The following is a 24,059-nucleotide window of genomic DNA, read 5'->3' on the forward strand; positions in this document are numbered from 1 at the left end:
ATGAGCGAACAACGTAAATTCAAAATTGCCATCATACCTGGTGATGGAATTGGAACAGAAGTGATTCAAGAAGGACAGCGTGTTTTGGAGCATATTGCCGAATTGTCGGGAGGTAAGCTTTCTTTTGAATTTGACTCCTTCCCTTGGGGTTGCGAATATTACATGAAACACGGACGGATGATGGCTGCAGACGGTTTGGAGCAGCTTAAAGGATATGATGCCATTTATTTCGGTGCCGTTGGCTGGAAAGATGTTCCTGACCACATAAGTCTATGGGGATTGAGACTCGCGATCACTCAGGGATTCGATCAATGGGCAAATATCCGGCCTGTTCGTTTCTTGCCAGGAGTCGAGAGCAAGCTGAATCACCCGAATGTCCAATCGCTAGATTGGATCTTGATTCGCGAGAATTCTGAAGGCGAATATGCCGGTTTTGGCGGACGCAACTTCAATGGACGAGGCCCAGGGAAAGAAGTGGCTGTTCAATCGTCGGTATTCACGGAGGAAGGCTGCCAACGGATTATCCGCTACGCTTTTGAAATTGCTCGCACTCGCAAGAGAAAGAAAGTGACCAGCGCAACGAAAAGCAACGCGCAGCAATATGGCATGGTGCTTTGGGATGAAGTGTTTGCCCGCGTGAGCAAGGAGTATCCCGATGTTGAAACCGAACAGTGGCTCGTCGACGCCATGGCAGCCCGGTTTGTGCTCAAACCGGAAACGTTGGAAGTCGTTGTCGGATCTAACCTGATTGCGGACATTTTGTCCGATTTGGGAAGTGCATTAGCGGGAAGCTTAGGAATTGCAGCCAGTGCCAATCTCAATCCGGAGGGTCGTTTCCCAAGTATGTTTGAGCCGGTTCATGGATCTGCTCCGGATATTGCCGGACAAGGAATTGCCAATCCAATCGGAACTATTGCCAGCGGAGCCTTAATGCTGAAACATTTTGGTCTTCTGAAGGAAGCTGAGCTAGTGGAGCGCGCGATTGAGGAAACCACTCGTCAAGGAAATTTAACGATTGATCTAGGCGGGACTTGCAATACTCGTGAAATAACGGATGCCATTCTCGCGAATTTGGACAAATTAGTTGCGAAGGTACATGGATAAACGGCTGCGCCGTCCATAATGACGAGCGCGTTTGTCAAGGTTGATGCGAAGCAAGATAAGTTTGGAAAAACTTATACTTTCTGATCAACTGAGATAAACCTCTATTGAGGTCTTTCGAAGATGAGTGACTGCGTTTAAAGGTAGGTTTATTCGCCAATAAGAAGGCAACAAATAAAAAAACAAGGCTGTAGTTGATTTCTATTAGAAATCTCTACAGTCTTGTTTTGTGTTTTATTTTGCAGGGATTGTTCGAAGTGCCTCTAAAATTTCGATATGGGCTCTGTGTCTATGAGACTTCAGCATTGTTTGTACAGCTTCAGGGTCTGCGGCTCTCATAATGGCTAGAATAGCTGTATGTTCCGTGATAGAACGGGTTGGTTTAGGCCTATACTTAATGGTAAATAATCTAGCACGATAAAGTTGATCCGATTGATTATCCATAATCCCTCTTAGACGAGGATTTTCAGCCAAGTCTACTATGTAGCTATGAAATTGATCGTCCAAATCTGTCCATGCTATAAGATCATCATTCTCTAGCGCCTTTTTTTGCTCCCGAATCAGGAACTCCAGGTGATTGAGCTGCTCGGAATTGGCACGACCTGTGGCCAGCCTTCCAGCAACGCCGTCCAGCACTTCTACAACCTCATAGATTTGTTGGAGGTCTTCCGCCACGATGGGTGACACGATAAAACCGCGACGGGGGATGAGACGAATCCAGCCCTCCATCTCTAATCGGACGAGAGCTTCATGTACAGGCGTCCTGCTCATGCCCAATATTTCTGCTATTTCTCTCTCTAAAACCGTTTGCCCGGGCGGAAGCTGCAGATGCAAGATGATATGTCGAACGGCTAGATAAGCTCGCTGGGGCAACCGTGTTTCTCCGCTGCTATCCAAAGCAGATAGGAATGACTGAACGTAAAGAGAGAGCGAACGGGACACTCGTTCTTGATTATTGTCATCTGCGTAGGAATCTTGATTGCTCATGAATTAGCTGCACATCCCGAGAATGATTGATTTTTAGTTAAATAGCAAGAAATACTAACAAAATTGCGGTTGTGGTGCAAATCTTCCACGGATTGTTATAATTTATCCAAATTCGCAAGGATGGCATCCGTTATTTCACGAGTATTGCAGGACCCGCCCAAGTCTAGTGTTAACTTTCCTTGACGAGTGGTTTCCTCAATCGCGCGCTCCACTAGCTCAGCTTCCTTCTGAAGACCAAAATGTTTCAGCATTAAGGCTCCGCTGGCAATAGTTCCGATTGGATTGGCAATTCCTTGTCCGGCAATATCCGGAGCAGATCCATGAACCGGCTCAAACATACTTGGGAACCGACCCTCCGGATTGAGATTGGCACTGGCTGCAATTCCTAAGCTTCCCGCTAATGCACTTCCCAAATCGGATAAAATGTCCGCAATCAGGTTAGATCCAACAACGACTTCCAACGTTTCCGGTCTGAGCACAAACCGGGCTGCCATGGCGTCGACAAGCCATTGTTCGGTTTCAACATCGGGATACTCCTTGCTCACGCGGGCAAACACTTCATCCCAAAGAACCATACCATATTGCTGTGCGTTGCTTTTCGTTGCGCTGGTCACTTTCTTTCTCTTGCGAGTGCGAGCAATTTCAAAAGCGTAGCGGATAATCCGTTCGCAGCCTTCCTCCGTAAATACCGATGATTGAACAGCCACTTCTTTCCCTGGGCCTCGTCCATTGAAGTTGCGTCCGCCAAAACCGGCATATTCGCCTTCAGAATTCTCGCGAATCAAGATCCAATCTAGCGATTGGACATTCGGGTGATTCAGCTTGCTCTCGACTCCTGGCAAGAAACGAACAGGCCGGATATTTGCCCATTGATCGAATCCCTGAGTGATCGCGAGTCTCAATCCCCATAGACTTATGTGGTCAGGAACATCTTTCCAGCCAACGGCACCGAAATAAATGGCATCATATCCTTTAAGCTGCTCCAAACCGTCTGCAGCCATCATCCGTCCGTGTTTCATGTAATATTCGCAACCCCAAGGGAAGGAGTCAAATTCAAAAAAAAGCTTACCTCCCGACAATTCGGCAATATGCTCCAAAACACGCTGTCCTTCTTGAATCACTTCTGTTCCAATTCCATCACCAGGTATGATGGCAATTTTGAATTTACGATGTTCACTCATTATTCAGCCTCCTACCATCTTGTAAGCTTTTATGTCATGCTAAAGCCATTATTAAACAATGTATACGTTACTGTCAATATTTTTTGTAGTTTCATAAGCGCATTCAATATCAATCAAATCTAGCAAGATTAAATCAAAATCAGCGATCAAAAGGTAAAATGAATATCAACTAGGACATCTTAATTATAACGTATACATTAGTTTGTGTTTTTAAAAGAAAACAAACAGTTTTTAAGATTTAAAATCGCTTTCTTTTATGCATGCACTATCACAATTTGCTTAGAAGCGAAACATTGACCGAACTAATCCTGACATGGACATGATCTTGTTAAGTACTGGAAATACAGGCTTTTATGCTCAAGGAAGCGATGACTATATAGACGATGACAAGAAGCCACAGGCTATTGCTGCCAAAATACCAGTGCCTCGAATTTGGCAAACCAAGCTTGAGCACTCTAGGTGACATTAAAGAATTATTGAATACCTAATTTATGGATTACAACATCAATAAAAATTAAACATTTGATGAAATAAATGTTGACATTAGTGCATGAATCGACAAATGATGAAATATATGTTGACATCAATGTATACATTATGTACAATTTCCCTATGAATTGTGTGTGGAATTGGGAGTTTTTCCGCATTATCTAACGCGATCCGAATAAAAACTAAACAGAAAGAGGTAAACACGATGAGCGAAACTATTTCTGAGCTTCAACTTATTATCGAGGAACTGCTTCAAGCTACCCAAGCGAGCCGGACGACCTTACGGATGGACATTCCGGAGCAAAACTGTCACGTAGATGCAGCTGCGGTTGAAGCCGCAATACCTGGTACCCGGTCGATAAAGGTCGATACCTCACTGGATCAGCGCAGAATTCCTACAGTGATGTTTCTTGAAAAGAACCTTGGTAACCTCATTCAAGACGACTGCATTAACGCTGAAGTTTCACCACCGCCGGAATTGATTCAAGTCTACGGGGTTAAAGCGCAAATGTTAGGTTCTATTGTTTGGGATAACCAATTGATAGGTTGGGTTTCGGTGCATTATAATCCAAGCACCCGCCATTGGAATGAAGAAGACGTAGCTGCACTTGAAGATGCAAAAAAACGGGTCACGACATGTTTGGAAAAATATGAATGGGTGAAATAAGTATAACCAGAAGAGGTGAACATTATGAACGAAATTATTACTGACTTTCAGCTTATTGTCGAGAAACTTCTTCAGGCTACCCAAGCGAGTCGGACGACCTTAAGGTTGGATATTCCGGAGCAAAACTGTCATGTTGATGCAGCTGTTGTTGAGGCTACAGCACCTGGTATTCCGTCTATAAAGGTCGATACCTCACTGGATCAGCGCAAAACTCCTACGTATAAATTCGTTGTAAAGAACCTTTGTAACCTCATCCAAGACGACTGCATTAACGCTGAAGTTTCCCCGCCGCCGGAGTTGATTCAAATTTACGGGACTAAAGCGCAAATGGTAGGTCCGCTTGTTAAGGATAACCAATTGATAGGTTGGGTTTCGGTGCATTTTAATATAAGCACCCGCCATTGGAATGAAGAAGACATATCCGCACTGAATGATGCAAAAAAACGGGTCATGACATGCTTGGAAAAATATAATTGGGTGAAATAAATATATTTTAAAGGGAGAGAAAACATATGAAATCCAGGAAAATTGTTGTTTGGAATGTTGTATTTATTCTATTTTTCGCTATAATGCTAAGCGCTTGTTCCAGCAGCAAACCCGCTGCATCGGGTACAACGGCGGCTCCGTCAAATCAAGCAACTGCAGCTGCTACTTCTGCTAATAAGTCGGGTCCTAACTTAAAAGTTGGTTATGCAAGCAGCGCCAACTCTCTTCCAATGGCACTCACGCCGGAAAACGCCAAAAATGTTAATTTGGAAGCCGTAAAATTCACTAACGGAACTGATGTGCTAACTGCACTCGTATCAAAAAGTATTGACTTCGGACAGGTAACTTACTTGACTTATATTACTGCTCTTGATAAAGGCTTTGACGTCGTTGCCATTTCCGGTGAGGTCAATGGTGGATCGGAACTTATTCTCGCCCCGGGGATCGATGTGAAAGCCGATGACTGGGAAGGGCTCAAAGCGGTGATCGCCGATTATAAAAAACAAAACAAGCCGTTCGTAGTCGGCAATTCCCGAGGCACTGCCCAAGACATTGAGTTGAGAGGCGAACTGGTGCAGCACGGCATCGATCCGCTAAAAGACGTACAGATTACTAACATTCCTAATCAGGCCGATCATGAGGCAGCTTTGAAAAAAGGAGAGGTGCAAATGTTGTCTACCGTCGAACCGTTCGCCTCTCAAATGCGTCTTAACAATTCCGGCAAGCATTTTAGTTATCCTTATGATACGGCAGCAGGAAACCTCGTCAATCTTGTAATAACGCGTAAGGATGTCATTAACGACCACCCGAAAGAAGTTGAAGAAACGGTTGCATCCATTGTTAAGGTAGTCGATAGTATTACTACTGACAAATCGGCATGGCTTCAAGTAATTAAAAAACTTACGTCATTGGATGACAAAGTCGGTGCTGAAGCTGTTAAAAATGGATATCCGGACTATAAAATGTACCATAAACAAACATTGGCCATTGTCGGCATGATGAAGGATTTGAAATACATCACCAATGATGTTACCGATAAAGCGGATAAGAATATGGATTATACCTTCCTATCTAAAGTGACCGGCAAACCGAAAGAACAGCTCGGTTACAACTAAACCCCCAGACGGAGAAAGGTTATGTGACCATGAATTGGAGAAACAATCAACTTAGATTCATCGTACCTTTAATTCTTCTGGTTGCCTGGGAAGGACTCTCAAGGATGGGATTTGTCTCATCCTCTCTCCTCCCGCCCCCTTCAAAAGTAATATTAGTATGGATAGATTGGATTTCAGGCACTACAGGGACATCGGATACAAACAGCGGACAATGGGTGAAAGCCGCGGTTAGCAGCGGAACACGCGTACTTGCCGGCTTTGCTATTGCGAGCATATCAGCTATCGTCATTGGTATCGCTATCGGTTGGTGGAAGATTGTGGAAAAGATGATTGAACCGACATTGCAGATACTTCGTCCGATTCCTCCCGTGTCTTGGATTCCACTTGCCATCATGTGGTTCGGTATAGCTAACAAGCCTGCGATATTCCTCGTTTTCTTGGGTTCGTTCTTTCCGATCCTGATGAACACGATTCACGGCGTTAAGAATAGCGATAAAAATTTGATCCGCGCCGCATCAATGATGGGGGCAACCCAGTGGCAAATGGTTCGTTATGTCGTATTTCCTGCGTCGCTGCCAAACATTTTCGCTGGCTTGAGAATAGGTATTGGTTCAGCATGGATGTTGAGTGTGACGTCTGAAATGGTTGCTGTTAAGAGTGGCCTCGGGTATGTGTTATGGGATTCCTACTATTTCATGAGGTATGATCTGGTTATTGCCAGTATGGCAAGCATAGGCCTCCTTGGCTATTTTTCAGACTTTTTACTTAAGAAGCTGATGGATCGTATTCTGCATTACCAAAAAAATATGTCTGTGCAGGGAATGGAAAATTAAGCTTGAATCGAGGATTGGAAATTCATCAAAGGGGGGGAACAATATGGCTTTTATCGAATTGAAGGATATTGTAAAGGTTTTTAAGGATCCAAAACGCGGAACCAATATGGTGATTTTGGATCATGTCCAACTCTCCATTGAACAACAAGAATTTTTGTGTATTTTGGGACCCAGCGGCTGCGGCAAGTCTACCTTATTGAACATGATCTCCGGTTTTGAGAAGCCGACCTCCGGAGGGATTATGATGGACGGAAAAGCCATTACCGCCCCCGGCGCGGATCGAGGCGTTGTTTTTCAGCAGCCTACTTTAATGCCCTGGCTTCAGGTATGGGAGAACATCTCGTTTTACTTAAAGCTGCAAGGAGTTCCTCCCAAGCAACGAAGGGAACGGGCACAGGAGTATATCAACATGGTTGGACTGCAAGGCTTCGAAAAACATTACCCCACTGAGTTGTCCGGAGGAATGAACCAACGTGTTGGGATTGCAAGGGCGCTTCTTTTGAACCCGTCCGTCATTTTGATGGATGAACCGTTTGCCGCGCTGGACGCACAAACCAAAATGGATATGCAGGAAGAGCTGGTTCAGATCTGGCAAAAGCATAAGATTACGATTGTTTTTATCACCCACAGTGTCGATGAAGCAGTCATGCTGGGAACCAAGGTGGCTGTTATGACACATCGGCCAGGCAAGATCAAAGAGATGATCCCCATTACTCTCGATGAGCAGCGAGATGTTACATCCAATCAGTTCAACCAATACAAGCGGGAAATTCTTACCTCTATTAAAGAAGAAGTCGCTTTGTCCAAAGCGCTGTAATTACTTCTGAATAGATCAAAAAACTAGCAGAAATGAAATTATTTAATTCTAAAATGAGGTGAACACCATGTGTACCATGTGCATGGTCAAGCGAGACCTTCCGGATCGAGGTACAACACGATTCGTTGCCAAGACGGTCGATACTCAGCCGACAAGAATGGTTCATGAGCGCATGACGCTTGATGACGGTACTTCCCTTCTTTCGTTCCAAATGGGTTGGCAGCCTGGAATCAATGCGGGTATGAATGAACAAGGGCTGGTTGTTATGAGCTCTTATCTGGGCTGGAGCAAGCCTTCCCAATTGAACGAGCCGACGAATTTTCAGCAGGATACACGAGGACTTGCCAATTTGCTAGCGCTGAAGAATCATTCCAATGTAGAGTCTGCCGCATATGAACTTAAGCGTTATTTTGTTGACAATCCCAGTTCAGTCGGTGGCGTGCACTTTCTTATGGATGAGTCCGGACAAATGGCGGTAATCGAGCATGCAGAGGGGCAAATTCAGTTCGAGCTGCTTGAAAATTCAGGCGCATTGAACTTATATTCTGCCGTCAGAGCTAACCATGCGGAGATGATTGAACCAACCGGAGTCAATGAGCAAAGAATTAACGCGGAAGACATTGCCGACAGGACCGTAAGATGCACGCAAGTGCAAGAGGTTTTGAGTCGTTTATCTGAGAATGACTGGCTTCATGATATGAAACATCTATTGGGTTCTCACCGGGACCCCGCCTTCGGGCAGCACGGCCAAATTTGTATACACGATTTCTGGAATGACGGACAGCGCAGTATTGCGCTTGACTCGCTTTCTACAAGGACTGCGCTGATTTTCGATATTTCGACAAGAACTATGATTTATTCGGAAGGTTTGCCTTCCCTCCACCAGTGGAAGTCTATCACATTTTGACCAACAAACGCCCTATTTCCACTGGAAACTAGGGCGTTTGTCTTCATTTTACAGGGATTATTCGAAGAGCCTCTAAAATTTCGATATGAGCTCTATGTCGATGTGACTTCAGCATCATTTGTACAGCTTCAGGGTCTGCGGCTCTCATGATGGCCAGAATAGCTGTATGTTCCGTGATGGAACGGGTTGGTTTGGGCCTATACTTAATGGTATATAATCTACCGCGATAAAGTTGATCCGATTGACTGTCCATAATCCCTCTTAAACGAGGATTCTGAGCCAAGTCTACAATGTAGCTGTGAAATTGATCGTCTAAATCTGTCCAAGCTATAAGATCATCATTCTCAAGCGCCTTTTTTTGCTCCTGGATCAGAAACTCAAGGTGATCGAGCTGCTCGGAAGTGGCACGACCAGCGGCAAGCCTTCCAGCAACGCCGTCCAGCACTTCTACGATCTCATAGATTTGTTGGAGGTCTTCCGCCACGATGGGGGACACGATAAAACCACGACGGGGGATAAGACGAATCCAGCCCTCCATCTCTAATCGGACGAGAGCTTCACGTACAGGCGTCCTGCTCATGCCCAATATTACTGCTATTTCTCTCTCTAAAACCGTTTGCCCGGGCGGAAGCTGCAGATGCAGGATGATATCTCGAACGGCCAGATAAGCTCGCTGAGGCAACCGTGTTTCTCCGCTGCTATCCAAGGAGGATAGGAATGACTGTACGTTAAGAGAGAGAGAGCTTGACAATGGTTCTTGATTATTGCTCTCTGCGTAGGAACCTTGATTCCTCATAAATTAGCTGCACATCCCGAGAAGATTGTTTTTTAGTTAAATAGTAAAAAGATTATAACAAAATTGCGGTTAGAGTGTAAATCATTGAATGATCTTCTTATCAAAGAACCGTGGATGATTCGGCTCTGGCTCCTATCATAAATTGGAAGGAATGGAGCGACTGAAGCAAATGCTCGGGTTCAATCGATTTCATAATGAAAACAATTTGGGACCGATGTTCAGCCTCCTGATTCGGCCATTCGAGCAAATGCTCAGGAGGATGAATGATATGCTGAACCCCGTTCAACAACACAGGCCCCGCTTCCCCGACATCAAGCAGCCCCTTCACCCGCATCACATTCTCGCCGCAAGCATAAAGCAGCATGCTGAGCCATAAACCAAAAGCGTTCCAATCAATCGAGCGGTCAAACGTTAGTGACAGTGATTTGACAGCATCCTGCAAATGCGCAGATTCCTCTTCATGCACACGACGTTCCATGACCCTTTGTACGGGCGCTGCTGCGGATTCTTTCGAAAATAAAGCTTCGCGGCTCATCTTCCCTTGTATGGAAATAATGATTTTGGCGGTCGGATTGAGTAGCGAAAGCTCTCGTACTAACGCTTCTCTCGCTTCATCGGTTACCAGATCCGTTTTTGTCACAATCAATTTATCCGCTACAGCGATTTGCTTCAACGTTTCCGGATGATGCTCCAATTGCAACCTGGCATTGACCGCATCAACAGTGGTAATAATATGTTCCACCTCATAATGGTGCTGCAAAACAGGGTCTGACAAAATCGTAAACAAAATCGGAGCGGGGTCGGCCAAACCGCTTGTCTCAATCACTACGCGCTCCAAACCCGGCAGCTCTCCATTTTGATCCTGATTGAGTAAATCCTTTAATTCTTTAATCAGATCTTCCCGCACCGTACAGCAAACACAGCCTTTACTAATAAGACGTGTCCTTTCGTCGATTTGCCGAAGTAAATGGTGATCCAAGCCCACATTGCCAAACTCGTTGACCAGAACTGCCGTCTTCTGTTGGGATTCATCCTTCAGCAGCTGCGACAGCAGCGTCGTTTTGCCGCTCCCCAAATATCCGGTAATGATGCTTATAGGTCGTTTCATACGGTATCTCGTTTCAAAAAGTCCATGAGTCCGGAATCTAGCGGGTTAAGAGGTCGGCCAATAAGCTTTTCGGCTTTGGCCCATAAGCCTCCCAAATCATGAACAATCTCCGAACGCCCTTTTTTATCACGAACAACAAATTTGGCGCCGTTCCAATCATCCACTTTCAATCCGTAATACGCCAACACTTGATTGAGCAGACGGATGCGATATTGGCGTTCCTTCTGTCTTGATCTGGAAGGATTAGCAGCCGATTTCTGGTCAGTCCAATGAGTTTGCAAAATGGATTCCCCGCATAATACGCACATAGGAATAGCTCCTTTGTCATAAAAATAATGTCCCGATGAGTAGTTCTTCTTTCAATGTTAACATACAATTTAATATTTGCACTAGAACCGGATTCAGTCTTTGAATATGATGCGTGGCTACGGATAGCAAGTTGCTCAAAACAAAATGGCTCCCGGAAGCGTACGGCGCATCCGGAGAGCCATTTTCAAAATATCGGCTTATTACAGATCCTTGCTCAGCTTCACGACTTCTTCCCAGCCCTGCTGCGGCGTCATCTTGTCGAACATAATCTGCTGCGTGATGTTGTCGTATTCCTTGTTCGTAGCGAATTTCGCCCAGCCGCCCTTCATGCCCGGACCCGGGTCGAACGCTTTACCGCCGCCTTGGGCGGTTTGCGTGATCAGGTTGATGCCGGCTTTGTCGTTGGCGTTGAATTTCGGCTGCAGGTAATCGACGATTTTCTTCGATACCGGCACGCCGCGCGACGTGCCGAGAATGTCGGCCGCTTCCTGGTCGTTAATGAACCAGTCGATGAATTTCATCGCTTCTTCCTTCGCCTTGCTGTCCGGATTGACGCTCCAGTACATCGACGCCTTCAGCCAGCCGCCCGCTTCTGCGCCCTTCGGCAGCGTCGCCAGCGCGAAGCTGCCCGGCTTCAGCGAGTCGAAGCCGCCAAACTCCGCAGCATGCGACTGCTTGATCATCACTTTCTCCTGGCCGAGCAAATCGAGCTTCGCATCGAACCCTTTATCCGACGTCGTCACGTCCGGCTGCGCCACGAAGCCGCCCTTGCGCAGCTCCTGCATCTTGGTCATGAAGTCGATCCAAGTGTCTTTGTCGTAATTGAATTTTCCGTCCTGCGTACGCGGGTAGCCTTTGCCCTTGCTGAGCTGGTACGACGAATACATCGTATAATCGGCCGTCAAATCTTTGATCAAATATTGATCCTTCGCCAGCTTCGGCTTGATGTCTTTCGCCAGCTGGAACAGTTCGTCCCATGTCTTAGGCGGCTGCACGCCGAGCTTATCGAACACGACCTTATTGTAGATCATGCCGAGCGCGTTATTGCCGAGCGGTATGGCGTACACTTTGCCCTTGTACGTCCCGGTGTCTAGCAAGGCCTTGTCCACGTCTTTCGAGTTCACGGAAGACAGATCCGCCATCCGGTTCGAGCTGGCCCAATCATTGAACCAGGCAGCATCCATCTGGAAGACGTCCGGCGTATTTTTGGCGGCGGCCTGCGTTGACAGCTTGTCGATGTAGCCGTCGAAGCTTTGATATTCCGGCTCGAAGGTGACGTTCGGGTTTTTCTTCGTGTACAGATCGAGCGCTTTGATCGTAGCGTCATGCCGGGGCTGCGAGCCCCACCAGAGGATGCGCAGCTTGACCGGCGTCTTGCCTGCCTTTGCCTGAGCGTCCTTCACAGTCGACGCCGTCGCCACAGAAGCAGGCTGCTCATTTTTCTTTACGCCGCAAGCGGCCAGCGAGGCAGTCAGCATAACTCCTGCGAGCAGCATTGTGATGGGTTTCTTGTTCATGTGCTTCGAATCCCCTTTCATTTCCTATCGTTGACAACTTCATCGTACCTGTTTCGGTTAGGAGCGCCAAGGAGACGGATGCACAATTTGTTTCAAATTTTTACGAAGTCGGTCGGGTTGCGGCCGGTATGCTTCTTGAACAGTGTTGTGAAGTAAGGGACGTTCTTGTAGCCGACTCTCTCGGCAATCTCGTACACCATCAGTCTGCCTTCGGCAAGCAGGCTTTTTGCCTTCTCTATGCGCACCTTCGTCACGTAATCGTTGAATGTCTCGCCAGTCGCGTCGCGGAAAATATTGCTCAAATAGTTGCGGGAAATGTACACCTTCTCCGCCAGGTCTGCAAGCCGCAGATCCACGGCGTAATGCTCGTGGACGTATCGCACCATGAAATCAACGGCAGTCTTATGCTTCAGATTATCGCTGCGGCTGAATCGGGCGCAAACGGAGGCTATTTTGTCCAGCGCCCACTCGCGGAACTGCAGCGGCAGCACGAGACCCGTCAGCTCCCGCTCGATGCCCTCGGCCGGGAATGCCTCCTCCAGTCCGTGGCCGGTGCCGTGCAGCGTATATTTGCAGATCGTCCACACTTCCCGGGCTACCCGCTGCAGCTCGGCGGCCGTCAGCTCCGGCCAATCGAGCAGCAGCGCTGTCAGCCGCTCCACCGCCTCGGCGGCCATGTCCTGCTGCAGGGTGCCGAGTGCCTGCGCGATTTCGTGGTAATGGCGGATCGGGCGCAGCTCGGAGATCTTGCGCCCCTTTGCATCCTCATTACGTTTATAGATGAAGATCGGGAACGCTTCGTCCGGCACGCACAGCTTCGCATGGAGCGACAGGAACGCCTCTTCCGTCGATTCGGCGATATCCTTGGCCAAGCCCTTCATAGCGCCGATGCCAATCTGAATTCGGATGCGCAAGTAGTCTTCGGCCGCGCGAATAAGCCGACGCGCGAACTGCACCGCCAGACGGCGGCTGTCGTCGTTCGGCACGTCCTGCGGGAAGCGGAGCAGCAAGACCATCTGCTGGCCATACAGTTCTACGGGCTGCACGTCGAGCCGCAGCTCCGACGCCAATTCGGACGCGATATTGGCGACGGCGAACCGGAACAAATGCCAATCTGCAGGCTTCATCCCGTCGAACCGTTCGCTGCGCACAATCTCGACGGCCGCTACGCGGTATTGCCGTTTTGCTATATCCGCAGCATCGTCCGGCCAGCTCGCACCGCCGAAACCGGCCGACCCGGTGACAAGCGCCTTCAACCGTTCCTGCTGGGCGATAGGCTCGTAAAGCCTCAGCTTGCGCTGCCTCTCGTCTGCCTGCAGCACCTTCTCCCGCTCCTGCTTCAGCGCGCCGATCGCTTTGCCGAGCACATCCTTCAACGTCTGCACGGTCACGGGCTTGCTGAGGTAGTCATCAACGTTCAGCCGCATCGCCTGGCGCGCATATTCGAAGTCGGCGTAGCCGCTCAGAATGATGATTTTGCCGTCGTATTGTTCCCTACGCAGCTCTTCGATCATGTCGAGGCCGTTCTTGACCGGCATGTAAATATCCGTAATCACGATGTCGGGCTGCTGTTCGAGGATCAGCTTAAACCCCTCCTCGCCGTCCGCCGCTTCCCCAGCCGGCTTCGCGTTCAGTTCCTGCCACGGGATAATCTTGCGCATCCCCTTAAGCACCTGCCGTTCATCATCGACGACTGCGATTGTCCACATCGGAATCACTCCTTTCCTCCCCCTCCCGGCATCTCGGTCACGAGCGGGATTCGGATATCCGCCTCAGTACCCTTTCCACTTGGAAGCGCTGTCAAATTAATGCCGTATGATTCGCCGTAGATCGCCTCGATCCGTTCCATTACGTTGCGGATGCCGTAGCCTCCCGTTTTACGCCGTTTACGGACTTTCCAGTCCGGCGGAAGTCCCTTGCCGTCGTCCGTAATCCGGATGCGCAGGCCGCCGTCTGCCCGGTCGACCTTGACCGTAATGTGGCCGGTTCTGCGGCCGTGAAGGCCGTGGAGGATCGCGTTTTCGACGAACGGTTGGATCGTCAGCTTCGGGACATAGCAGTCCGCGAACGGCTCGCCGCCTTCGATCGAATAGCGCAGCCCGTAGCCCCATTTCAGCTGTTGGATTCGGAGATAGCATTCGGTATGAAGCAGCTCGTCTTGCAGCGTAATGAAGCTGTCGCCGTTAGAGAGACCGATGCGGAACATGCGGCCCATCAGCTCCAGCACTTGGCTGATCTGCTCCTGCCCGGCTTCGATTGCCATCCAGTTCAGCTGGTCGAGCGTATTGTACAGGAAATGCGGGTTAATCATCGCTTGCAGCGCGCGGATTTCCGCTTCCTGCTGCACCTTGTACTGGCGCTCCAGCGACGCATAAAGCTCCTCGACCCGTTCGATCAGCCGCCGGTAACCGGCGAACAGGCTGCCAAATTCGTTGTGGTAGCGCGACGGGAATTCTCGCATCTTGCGGTTGTGCGAGTAAGCGTTCATCAACGCGAGCAGCTCCCGCACTGGCGCCGTGAACAGCCGCGACAAGTAGAGCGTGACGAACGAGGCAACAACAAGCGCCGCCCCGCCGACGGCGGCCAGCGTGCCTGCGAGCTTAACACTGCTGCGCATAATGTCGCGGTATGGTGTCAGCTCCACGAGCAACCAGCCCTCGCGAAAATCACGCGTCCACACCATCAGCATATCGGTATCGGCGGAAGCTTCCGTGCCATTCAGATGTACCCTGCGGTAGCCGGAGTCGGCCTTGATTTGGTCCAGCAGGCCGGCGACCGCCGCCATAGACGAGGCGCTTTCGGTGCGGAACAGCAGCCGTCCGCCGGAATCGAGCAGCATCCTGCTCGCGCCCTGCCGGTCTTCGTTCAGTGTAGCCTGCAGCGCTTTCAGCTTCACGTTCAACACCAGCGTTCCGAGCTGCGCGCCGCTGTCTCTAGACAGTTGCCTAACAAAGCTGACAACCGGCACCGTCCCTTGCGCCGAACCGACGTTATGCTCGCCGGCCCAGAGCGTATCGCTCTTCATGGCAGCAGAATACCACGGTTCCTTGTCCATCATGTTCTGGGGCAGAAACTGCAGATCCGAATTGATATCGGTAAACGTCGGTTCGTTCATATATAATTGAATAGACTGCAGCAGCGTCGAGCTGTTGACGACCGGCGCCAAATAGGTTTGGCTCACTTCGAGCCGCGTCCAATTGCGCGTGTAGTAATCCCCGGTCAGCGCCAAGTAATTGAGAAAAGGCGTGTTCATCGAAAGCGCCTGCGACGTCTGCTCGACGGATTTCAGCTGGACGTTCAGCTCCTTGCTCATCCGGTTCAGCATCCCTTGCTGGTAAAGGAACGTGTTGCTCGTTTGCGTCCGCGCAGACAATGTGTAGCTGATCCACATAATAAGAGTGATAAGCACCGTCAAGAAACCGGCGAACACAAGGAACAGCACATAATCGATTCGAAACCGGTGAAACGGGTTGAACCATCGGTTCATATTTCGCATCGCCTGCCCGTAGAGTGTCATAGGAGTGCAAAAAGACCGAGTGCAAGCCTCAGCCTTTTCCTCTAGTTTAGCCCTTCAAGCCCGTAGTCGCAATACCTTCCACAAAATGCCTTTGGGCGAAGAAGAAAATCGCCACCGGCGGCAGCACCGACACAAGCGACATTGCGAGAAGCTGCCCCCACGCAACCGCCGACTGCGTGTCAACAAACATGCGCAGCGCGAGCGGCACCGTATATTTGTCCACGGAATTGAGATAAATCAGCGGTCCGAAATAGTCGTCCCAGCCCCAGATGAATGAGAATATCGTCACAGTGACGAGCGCCGGCCTCGTCAGCGGCAGCACGATGCGCCAATAGATGCCGAACCACGAGCAGCCGTCCATTTTCGCCGATTCGTCGAGCTCGCGCGGGATGCCACGAATGAACTGGACGAGCAGGAAAATGAAGAAAGCTCCGCCCATTGCCGCCGGCACGATGAACGGCAAATACGTGTTAATCCAATTGAGAGAGTGGAACATTGCGTACTGCGGAATAAGCGTAACCTGCGACGGCAGCATGATTGTCAACAGCATCAGCGAGAATAGTGCGTTCTTGAACGGGAACGTCAGCCGGGCGAAGCCGAAGGCGACGAGACTGGCAGAGACGACGTGAAGCACAGTCGTGGCGATGTTCAGCTTGAAGCTGTTCAGGTAGAAGTACGTGAACGTATACTTCGGCAGCGCGTTCCAACCGTCGGGATAGTTGCGCCACAGCCACTCCTTCGGCCATAGCGTCGGCAGCACCAGCTCGGGCGTCGACTTGAACGTGGCGAATATCCACCACAGCACCGGATAAATCATAAGCAGGCTGAACGCGATCAGTACGGCGTGAGTGACGACGGGCGAAGCGCCGAAACGGTGTCTGGTCATTTCGCGGCTCCCCCTTCCGATTCGTAGAATACCCAGTACTTAGAGACAAGGAAGTTGATCGACGTGGCGAGCGCTACAAGGACGAGCAAAATCCAGGCGAGCGCAGACGCATACCCCATCTCGAACGTGCCGAACGCTTTTTTGTACAGAAACAGCGAATATACTTCCGTCGAGTTGACAGGCCCGCCGTTCGTGATGATGAAGGCGGAGGTGAACATCTGAAATGAGTTAATGATACCCATGACGAGGTTGAACAAAATAACGGGCGACAGCATCGGGAGCGTGATCGAGAAGAACTGTCTTACTTTTGGCGCGCCGTCCACTGCGGACGCCTCGTACAGCTCGGACGGAATCTGCTTGAGGCCCGCTAGGAAAATGATCATCGCCGAGCCGAACTGCCACGCTGTTAAAATAACGAGTGTAGCGAGCGCCGTTGTAGGCGTGCCTATCCAGTTCTTTGGCGCTATGCCGAACAGAGGCACGATTTGGTTGATGAAGCCGTCCAGACCGAAAATGTTGCGCCATAATACGGCAACCGCGAGGCTCCCTCCGATCAGCGACGGGAGATAGATGAGCGTTCGGTAAACCGCGATGCCGCGGATCGCCCGGTTCAGCAGCAACGCCACGAGCAGCGCCGCCGCCAGCTTGAGCGGCACCGAGGTGAGGACGTAAGTGAACGTCACCTTCAGCGAGTTGAAAAACAGCCTGTCATGAGCGATTTGACGGAAGTTTTTCCAGCCTATCCAGCGGGCCGGATCAAGCAGATTATACTCGGTGAACGATAAATAGAGCGATTGCAGGATCGGCCACAGCTGCAGCAGCAGGAAGCCAAGCAGCCAAGGGGATATAAACAGGAAGCCCGCGAACGGCGCGTTGTAGCGTGACAGTGCCAGGTGCAGCGCGGTTTGCCGCTTCGGGCCGCGGCCGGATTGGCGGCTCGGCTGCGTCTGTGGCTGTGGATGTGCGGCAGCTTCCGGCGGCTGGGCCGGGATGGAAGCTTGCATTGAATGACTCGTCGGAGTTGTCACATGAACCCACCTCGCGTTCTGAAAGTACTTATATCGTTTAGTATATAAGTACTGACGAAGCGCTTGTAGAAGAGAGATCCCCGAATTCTTTCACTATTTTACGAAAGCTCCGTTACGACTCGCTGCGGGCTGTAGACGACATTCCATTTTGTTGAAAATACTAATATGCTTTCGGAAAAAGCAAAGTATTTTCGCTTATCAATCAATGTTTTGGTGGTATCTAATTTCAACAATTATTTTTTCTGATGCTCATCCACTCTACAACTCTATTTTTCAATCTAACATTTTATTTTTTTTCAAACATAAAAAAGCCCGTCGGATATTCCGACGAGCCATGTCCCTTATTTATTGTCTGAGGACAATTCAATTGGTGGTGGACTTACATTCAGAGGTCATTACTCAACCGTAACACTCTTAGCGAGGTTACGCGGTTTATCCACATCATTGCCTCTTGCCAGCGAAGCGTAGTAAGCAAGCAACTGCAACGGAATCACGGAAAGCGCTGGTGACAATACATCCAGAGTCTTAGGAATCTGGAACATCGTGTCAACGGCCTTTTTCAATTCCTCTTCACCTTCAACACCAATGCCCATCACATGGGCTCCGCGTGCTTTAACTTCCTTGATATTACTGACCGTTTTCTCCAGCAAGTCACGCTGTGTGGCGAGCGCGATCACCGGCACGCCTTCTTCGATCAACGCCAGTGTTCCATGCTTCAGCTCACCGGAGGCATAAGCTTCCGAGTGGATGTAGGAGATCTCCTTCAGCTTCAAGGAACCTTCCTGGGCGACCGCATAGTCCAAGCCGCGACCGATAAAGAACAAGTCGTTATGCACGGCTATTTCTTCAGCAAAAGCTTTGATGGTTTCTGCTTGCCCCAGTATGGTTTCCACCTGTTCGGGAAGATGTCTCATGGCAGTAATGACTTCAGCAATAAACTCTGGAGTCTGGCTGCCCAAGGTTTGCGCCAAGTGCAGACCCAGCAAATAGAAGGCAATAAGCTGTGATGTATAAGCCTTTGTGGAAGCGACCGCAATCTCCGGTCCTGCCCATGTGGTAATAACGTCATCGGCTTCACGTGCAACGGAGCTGCCTACCACATTCGTGATGGCTAACACCCGCGCACCACAGCGGCGTGCTTCACGTAGAGCAGCCAAGGTATCCGCGGTCTCCCCTGATTGGCTCACCACGATCACAAGAGTATCTTTGGTGATAATCGGCGAACGGTAGCGATACTCAGATGCCACGTCGATTTCTACAGGAATCCGCGCCAGCTTCTCGATCACAGATTTACCGACCAAGCCTGCATGATAAGCAGTTCCGCAAGCTACAATATGAACACGATTGATGTCCTTAATATACTCGGGAGTCATGCTAAGTTCATTCAACGTAATCCGATCTCCCTCAGGAGAAATACGGCTGCTCATGGTATCCCGATAAGCCTTGGGCTGCTCATGAATTTCTTTCAGCATAAAATGATCAAACCCGGCTTTTTCTGCAGTAACGATATCCCAATCGACACGAAACATTTCCCGGGCAATAAAATTCCCCTCCAATGTCATTAAATCGACACCATCGCGGGTCAATACAGCCATTTCGTTGTCGTTAAGTATGAACACGTTGCGTGTATGCTCGAGAATTGCCGGAATATCGGATCCGATAAAGTTCTCGCCTTCACCCACTCCAATAATGAGCGGACTTGCAAGCCTTACAGCGACAAGTTTGTCCGGCTCATATTCCGTTAAAACACCTAATGCGTAAGCGCCGGTCATGCGAGTAACCGCTTTTTGCACAGCAGCCACGATATCTCCATCATAAATATCGGCGATCAAATGGGATATGACTTCTGTATCCGTTTCAGAAACGAAATTGTGACCTTTGGCGGTTAGTTCTTCCTTTAAAGACATATAATTTTCAATAATTCCATTATGCACGACTGAAAACTTCATCGAGTTATCCGTATGTGGATGAGAATTAACATCGGAAGGCTTACCATGTGTCGCCCAGCGAGTATGTCCAATTCCTGCCGTTCCATTTAAAGGGGTCAGTACCAATTGGGATTCCAGTACCGCGAGGCGTCCTTTGGCTTTCTTGACTTGCAGCCCGTTTTCCGTGAACACAGCTACACCTGCTGAATCATAACCGCGATACTCCAGCTTTTTAAGTCCTTCAATTAAAATTTCCTGGGAATTCCGATTCCCAATATAGCCAACTATTCCGCACATACTAAATAACCTGCCTCCCATAGTGTAATAAGCCCTATGACTCCACGTCATATGACTATTTGTCAAAGATCTTGCTCCGTCAAATTCTCTTCATTTATAGGTTCGTACACGTAAGGTCAATCTTTTTAGGTCTTTCAATGTTGCTGGAATCTTGTTTGTCCAGTCGCCCAGACATGTTTGCTTTCCCGCTTAACGGCATACATCGATGCCGGAAGGTCCCCGCCGAATGTTTCGAACACCTTCACCTCGTCAACTCGTTGCCTCCGATCCAAATGATCCAAATCGTTCCCGCGAGTTCTGGCGCTATGAATTACCTTAAAAACCACTATCCTCCTGTCCTTCCAAAGTAAAAAGATATATTAATCATATTCATTTTCCAGCTGAGATGCAACTTTTACGGCAATAAAGGGGCAAAATGCCAAAAACACAAAAATCCCCCGCTTCAGTACCAAGCCTCTGCGGGAGATTCAAATTTAAACCAGCTGTTGTTCAATCACCTGGACAATCCCATTCACGTAAGCTTCAACCTGCGCTTTATCCGGTCCTTCCGCCATAACGCGAATCAGCGACTCCGTACCGGAGGGACGCACAAGCACGCGACCGTTATCGCCCAGCTCATCCGCAACCTTGCGAATCGCTTGCTCAATCGGCTGATTGCCGCGCAGCTTGCTCTTATCCGTCACGCGAACATTGACCAATACCTGCGGATACTTCCGCATGATCTGCTTCATTTCGCTTAAGCTCTTGCCCGAATGGACCAAGGTGCCTGTGAGCTGCAGCCCTGTAAGAATACCGTCACCCGTGGTGTTGTAATCCAGAAAGATCACATGCCCGGACTGCTCGCCGCCAAGGTTATACCCGCCCTTGCGCATTTCCTCCATCACATAACGGTCGCCGACCGCCGTTTGGGTCGCCTTGAGACCGGCTTTTTCAATCCCCTTGAAAAAGCCGATGTTCGACATCACCGTAGTCACGATGGTGCTGTGCTTCAGCTTGCCCTGGCGATTGAGCGCATCGCCGCAAATGCTGAGGATGAAGTCGCCGTCGACTTCCTCGCCAAGCTCATCGACCGCGATCAAGCGATCCGCGTCTCCGTCAAAAGCAAGACCCAGGTTCGCCCCATGCTTCACAACCGCTTCGCGAAGCCGCTCCGGATGCGTCGAACCGCAGCCCTCATTGATGTTGCAGCCATCCGGCTCCGCACCCATCGTGATCACATCCGCGCCCATCTCGCGGAACACGGCAGGAGCCAGCTCATACGCAGCGCCATGAGCACAATCCAGAACCACCTTGTACCCGCCAAAGGTGCCGGATAACGTCGATTTCAAGAAATCGATGTACAGCTCCTTCGCCTCGGTGTCATCGGAAACCGTGCCGATTTGGCCGGCAATCGGTCTTGGCAATTCATCCATCGCGGCATCCATCAAACGCTCTATCTCCAGCTCCGTTTCATCCAGAAGCTTAAAGCCGTCGCCGCCAAAGAACTTGATCCCGTTATCCTCGATCGGATTGTGTGAAGCGGAAATCATCACGCCCGCATCCGCCCCGAGCCTCCGGGTTAAGTAAGCGACCGCCGGTGTACTGACTACACCCAGCCTGATCACATGCGCCCCGATCGACAACAATCCGGCCACAAGTGCGGCCTCCAGCATCGGACCTGAGATTCGAGTATCTCGGCCGATCACAACTTTCGGATGCTCTGCTTGCCGGGTTAAAACAAATCCGCCGCAGCGGCCAATCTTATAGGCTAGTTCAGCTGTAAGCTCGCTGTTGGCAACTCCTCTGACTCCATCTGTTCCAAAATATTTACCCATTATAGAATGATTCCCCTCATTTTCTTATACATTTTTGGTTCCGCTGATAGCGATCTCCCGTATGGTGTCTTCTATGGTGCCTTAGTAGGGCTAGGACTAGGGCTGGCAGAAGGCCCTGCACTCGCTGGTGTTTTACTGCTGATTTCTACGGTAGCCAGAATGTCCTGCAGCGCTCCTTTTTTCACAAAGGAAGGAAGATTAAATGAAACTAAAACGGGATGCTGTCCAGGCGGCAAATTGCTTACATCAACGATTGCCTGTACATCCGATGCCTTAATCACATCAATGATTTTGGGTGCACCTTCAACCGTTATATTCAATTTGCCGGTATCCGGCGTAATCACCTTGGTGTTGAATCCATCATTTTGCCCAATAATTGTAATCGGTATATTTTCCAGCGCTTTGGTCACCGATGGGACAATTTCAACCTGAATGGACACCTTCGCCGGATCCACCTGAGTGATTTTATTAGCCAGCAGCGGAATATCCAGGATATACTCTTTAGACGCGCTCACGTTCTGAAGGTTCAATGCTGGTCCTTGATAAAATTCCATTTTATCTACTACATCCTGTTTGCCGTATACGGTTACTTTATCAGGAGTCTGTACAATAGACGCAATAGCAAATCCCTTAAGCGGGTCACCTGTGATTTTCAGCTGTAGAGGAATGGTTTGAAAAGGGCTGGTTATCGGCACCTCCACATCAACCACCTGCGGATTCATGCTCACCGCTATTTCTTTGCCATTCTTGTCATAAGCGAGCAGCTTCACTTGCTTGGTAACCGCAGCATCTGCTTTATCCACAGACACCTCGCCGCGTACAGTTTCTATTTCCGATAAACGGCTGGTAGGCGCTGTGATGTACACTTTGTTCGGCTTAACAATAGGCTGTCCGGCCTTGAGTCCGGCTGCCGGAGTCCCCTTTACATTAATGACTACAGGGACTTCTTTCTTTTGCTGCTCTTCGATCACGACGTGAACGGTCCGGGGAACGATCACGACCTCCAAGGTAGTCGGAAAACCAACCGGAGTCAAGGCCAGATCATGCTCGCCTTTGCCCACTTTAGTCAGATCGAGCTCAACCCTGTAATTGTTGCTGGTCGTTAACTTCTTGACTTCAGAGTCCTTGCCTCTTACAATCACCTGCACATTCGATGGCGAGACAGAGGAAACATAGTAAAGAGATTCATCATATTTTTTCGTTATGGTCACATTATTTATCGTTTCTTCCCGATTGCTGATCGAGGTGGTGGTTCCGGTTCCGGTTTTCTGGTCCATATGGACGACAACCCAAAGTAAAATCCCAATCACCAGCGCGATGACACGCACCACATTCGTATTGCGCAGCCATTTATCCATTCGAACGACCCCTCCATTTCAAGAAAGGGTTCTTTTCATTCGTTTTCGTTTTGGGCTTGAGCTCTTCAAACAGCTTAAACACCAAGGATTCTTCCCTCATGTCTCGTAAAATATGGCCGTTCATCGTCAAAGAAACCTGGCCTGTCTCCTCGGATACAATGATGCACATGGCATCGGAAACCTCGCTCATTCCAATTGCAGCTCTATGCCGAGTGCCAAGCTCTTTGCTGATAAAAGGGTTTTCCGACAGCGGCAAATAACATCCGGCGGCCATGAGCAGATTCTGGCGTATGATCACCGCTCCGTCATGCAGGGGCGTGTTGGGAATAAATATATTAATCAACAGCTCAGCACTGATCTTGCTTTCAATGGCGGTGCCGGACTCCACATAATCCGTGAGCCCCGTCTCCTTTTCAAACACGATCAGCGCTCCGATCTTACGTTTCGACAAATAATTGACCGCGTGAATAACATCACCGATCCGCTTGTTGATTTCCTCGTCGCCCTCCGTTGAAGATCGACTGAACAGTTTGCCTCTTCCGAGCTGCTCCAAAGCGCGGCGAAGCTCCGGTTGAAAGATGATGATGATCGCAAGAACCCCGAATGTAAACGCCTGATTCATCATCCACTGCAAGGTGCTGAGCTTAAACCAGATACTGATGACCCACGTGACAACCACCACGAGGATCCCTTTCATCAACTGTATGGCTCTTGTTCCGCGAACAAGCAAAATGAGTTTATAAATGACATAGCTCACGATTACAATGTCAACACCATCTTTTATCGAGAAGCCCGCGAAGTAATCCATTCTCTTATCCCCCAGCGATTCGGCCGCCTTTTCTTACTATTTCTCTATACATAGATCATACCATAATCCGTAGAATTGTTCTATTCGCCAACATCCATGCAAAAAAAACC

General features: G+C 49.3%; 22 protein-coding genes. 7 read left to right on the top strand and 15 right to left on the bottom strand.

Going from position 1 to position 24,059, the window contains the following annotated elements; genetic code table 11:
• Complete coding sequence (locus tag BLV33_RS15345) at positions 1–1,104, top strand: tartrate dehydrogenase (RefSeq protein ID WP_090793379.1); 1,104 nt, start codon at positions 1–3, stop codon at positions 1,102–1,104.
• Between the two features lie 231 nt (positions 1,105–1,335).
• Here BLV33_RS15345 and BLV33_RS15350 read toward each other — a convergent pair whose 3' ends face one another.
• The gene (locus BLV33_RS15350; protein ID WP_090793382.1) at positions 1,336–2,088 is read right to left on the bottom strand and encodes a GntR family transcriptional regulator; all 753 of its coding nucleotides are present in this window, start codon (positions 2,086–2,088) and stop codon (positions 1,336–1,338) included.
• 95 nt (positions 2,089–2,183) lie between these two features.
• Positions 2,184–3,269 (bottom strand): tartrate dehydrogenase, encoded by a 1,086-nt coding sequence (locus BLV33_RS15355; protein ID WP_090793385.1) that lies wholly within the window; start codon positions 3,267–3,269, stop codon positions 2,184–2,186.
• A gap of 694 nt (positions 3,270–3,963) precedes the next feature.
• On the opposite strand from BLV33_RS15355, the gene BLV33_RS15360 reads away from it, so the two are divergent.
• The 6 genes from BLV33_RS15360 to BLV33_RS15385 all read left to right on the top strand — a co-directional run bounded on the left by BLV33_RS15360 (position 3,964) and on the right by BLV33_RS15385 (position 8,583).
• Positions 3,964–4,425, top strand: coding sequence for a GAF domain-containing protein (locus BLV33_RS15360; RefSeq protein WP_090793388.1), 462 nt, complete (start codon positions 3,964–3,966; stop codon positions 4,423–4,425).
• Positions 4,426–4,449: 24 nt separating this feature from the next.
• Positions 4,450–4,911, top strand: coding sequence for a GAF domain-containing protein (locus tag BLV33_RS15365; RefSeq protein WP_090793391.1), 462 nt, complete (start codon positions 4,450–4,452; stop codon positions 4,909–4,911).
• A gap of 26 nt (positions 4,912–4,937) precedes the next feature.
• Entirely contained in the window at positions 4,938–6,026 is a 1,089-nt protein-coding gene (locus BLV33_RS15370) for an ABC transporter substrate-binding protein (protein ID WP_216234779.1), read from the top strand.
• A gap of 29 nt (positions 6,027–6,055) precedes the next feature.
• Positions 6,056–6,859, top strand: a complete 804-nt coding sequence (locus tag BLV33_RS15375) for an ABC transporter permease (RefSeq protein WP_090798959.1) — start codon at positions 6,056–6,058, stop codon at positions 6,857–6,859.
• 43 nt (positions 6,860–6,902) lie between these two features.
• Positions 6,903–7,676 carry an ABC transporter ATP-binding protein gene (locus BLV33_RS15380; RefSeq protein WP_090793395.1) on the top strand — a complete coding sequence of 258 codons (774 nt, stop codon included), beginning with the start codon at positions 6,903–6,905 and terminating at the stop codon, positions 7,674–7,676.
• Positions 7,677–7,743: 67 nt separating this feature from the next.
• On the top strand, positions 7,744–8,583 hold the full coding sequence (locus BLV33_RS15385) for a carcinine hydrolase/isopenicillin-N N-acyltransferase family protein (protein ID WP_090793399.1): 840 nt from the start codon (positions 7,744–7,746) through the stop codon (positions 8,581–8,583).
• A 43-nt stretch (positions 8,584–8,626) separates the two neighbouring features.
• Here the strand turns inward: BLV33_RS15385 and BLV33_RS15390 are convergent, their stop codons facing one another.
• The 13 genes from BLV33_RS15390 to cdaA all read right to left on the bottom strand — a co-directional run bounded on the left by BLV33_RS15390 (position 8,627) and on the right by cdaA (position 23,949).
• Entirely contained in the window at positions 8,627–9,265 is a 639-nt protein-coding gene (locus BLV33_RS15390; protein ID WP_253187085.1) for a GntR family transcriptional regulator, read from the bottom strand.
• Between the two features lie 214 nt (positions 9,266–9,479).
• Complete coding sequence (locus tag BLV33_RS15395; RefSeq protein WP_090793406.1) at positions 9,480–10,487, bottom strand: CobW family GTP-binding protein; 1,008 nt, start codon at positions 10,485–10,487, stop codon at positions 9,480–9,482.
• Positions 10,484–10,795 (bottom strand): hypothetical protein, encoded by a 312-nt coding sequence (locus tag BLV33_RS15400; RefSeq protein ID WP_090793409.1) that lies wholly within the window; start codon positions 10,793–10,795, stop codon positions 10,484–10,486. The genes BLV33_RS15395 and BLV33_RS15400 overlap by 4 nt, the downstream gene beginning before the upstream one ends.
• A gap of 201 nt (positions 10,796–10,996) precedes the next feature.
• A complete protein-coding gene (locus tag BLV33_RS15405) occupies positions 10,997–12,313 on the bottom strand; it encodes an ABC transporter substrate-binding protein (protein WP_090793412.1) in 1,317 nt (438 codons plus the stop codon).
• Between the two features lie 92 nt (positions 12,314–12,405).
• Positions 12,406–14,022 (bottom strand): response regulator transcription factor, encoded by a 1,617-nt coding sequence (locus BLV33_RS15410; RefSeq protein WP_139305756.1) that lies wholly within the window; start codon positions 14,020–14,022, stop codon positions 12,406–12,408.
• 5 nt (positions 14,023–14,027) lie between these two features.
• Positions 14,028–15,800 (bottom strand): cache domain-containing sensor histidine kinase, encoded by a 1,773-nt coding sequence (locus BLV33_RS15415; RefSeq protein ID WP_171909173.1) that lies wholly within the window; start codon positions 15,798–15,800, stop codon positions 14,028–14,030.
• Positions 15,801–15,876: 76 nt separating this feature from the next.
• Positions 15,877–16,716: a carbohydrate ABC transporter permease gene (locus BLV33_RS15420; RefSeq protein ID WP_090793423.1), complete on the bottom strand. Its 840-nt coding sequence runs from the start codon at positions 16,714–16,716 to the stop codon at positions 15,877–15,879.
• Positions 16,713–17,720 carry a carbohydrate ABC transporter permease gene (locus BLV33_RS15425; RefSeq protein WP_090793428.1) on the bottom strand — a complete coding sequence of 336 codons (1,008 nt, stop codon included), beginning with the start codon at positions 17,718–17,720 and terminating at the stop codon, positions 16,713–16,715. The genes BLV33_RS15420 and BLV33_RS15425 overlap by 4 nt, the downstream gene beginning before the upstream one ends.
• Before the next feature lie 419 nt (positions 17,721–18,139).
• Positions 18,140–19,969 (bottom strand): glutamine--fructose-6-phosphate transaminase (isomerizing), encoded by a 1,830-nt coding sequence (glmS, locus tag BLV33_RS15430; protein ID WP_090793430.1) that lies wholly within the window; start codon positions 19,967–19,969, stop codon positions 18,140–18,142.
• A gap of 134 nt (positions 19,970–20,103) precedes the next feature.
• Positions 20,104–20,295 carry a hypothetical protein gene (locus BLV33_RS15435; RefSeq protein WP_090793433.1) on the bottom strand — a complete coding sequence of 64 codons (192 nt, stop codon included), beginning with the start codon at positions 20,293–20,295 and terminating at the stop codon, positions 20,104–20,106.
• 147 nt (positions 20,296–20,442) lie between these two features.
• On the bottom strand, positions 20,443–21,783 hold the full coding sequence (gene glmM / locus BLV33_RS15440; protein WP_090793437.1) for a phosphoglucosamine mutase: 1,341 nt from the start codon (positions 21,781–21,783) through the stop codon (positions 20,443–20,445).
• A gap of 71 nt (positions 21,784–21,854) precedes the next feature.
• Positions 21,855–23,141: a CdaR family protein gene (locus BLV33_RS15445; protein WP_090793441.1), complete on the bottom strand. Its 1,287-nt coding sequence runs from the start codon at positions 23,139–23,141 to the stop codon at positions 21,855–21,857.
• Complete coding sequence (gene cdaA / locus BLV33_RS15450) at positions 23,134–23,949, bottom strand: diadenylate cyclase CdaA (RefSeq protein WP_090793445.1); 816 nt, start codon at positions 23,947–23,949, stop codon at positions 23,134–23,136. The genes BLV33_RS15445 and cdaA overlap by 8 nt, the downstream gene beginning before the upstream one ends.
• Between the last annotated feature and the right edge of the window lie 110 nt (positions 23,950–24,059).

The sequence above is a fragment of the Paenibacillus sp. GP183 genome (assembly GCF_900104695.1).
Taxonomy (GTDB): Bacteria; Bacillota; Bacilli; order Paenibacillales; family NBRC-103111; genus Paenibacillus_AI.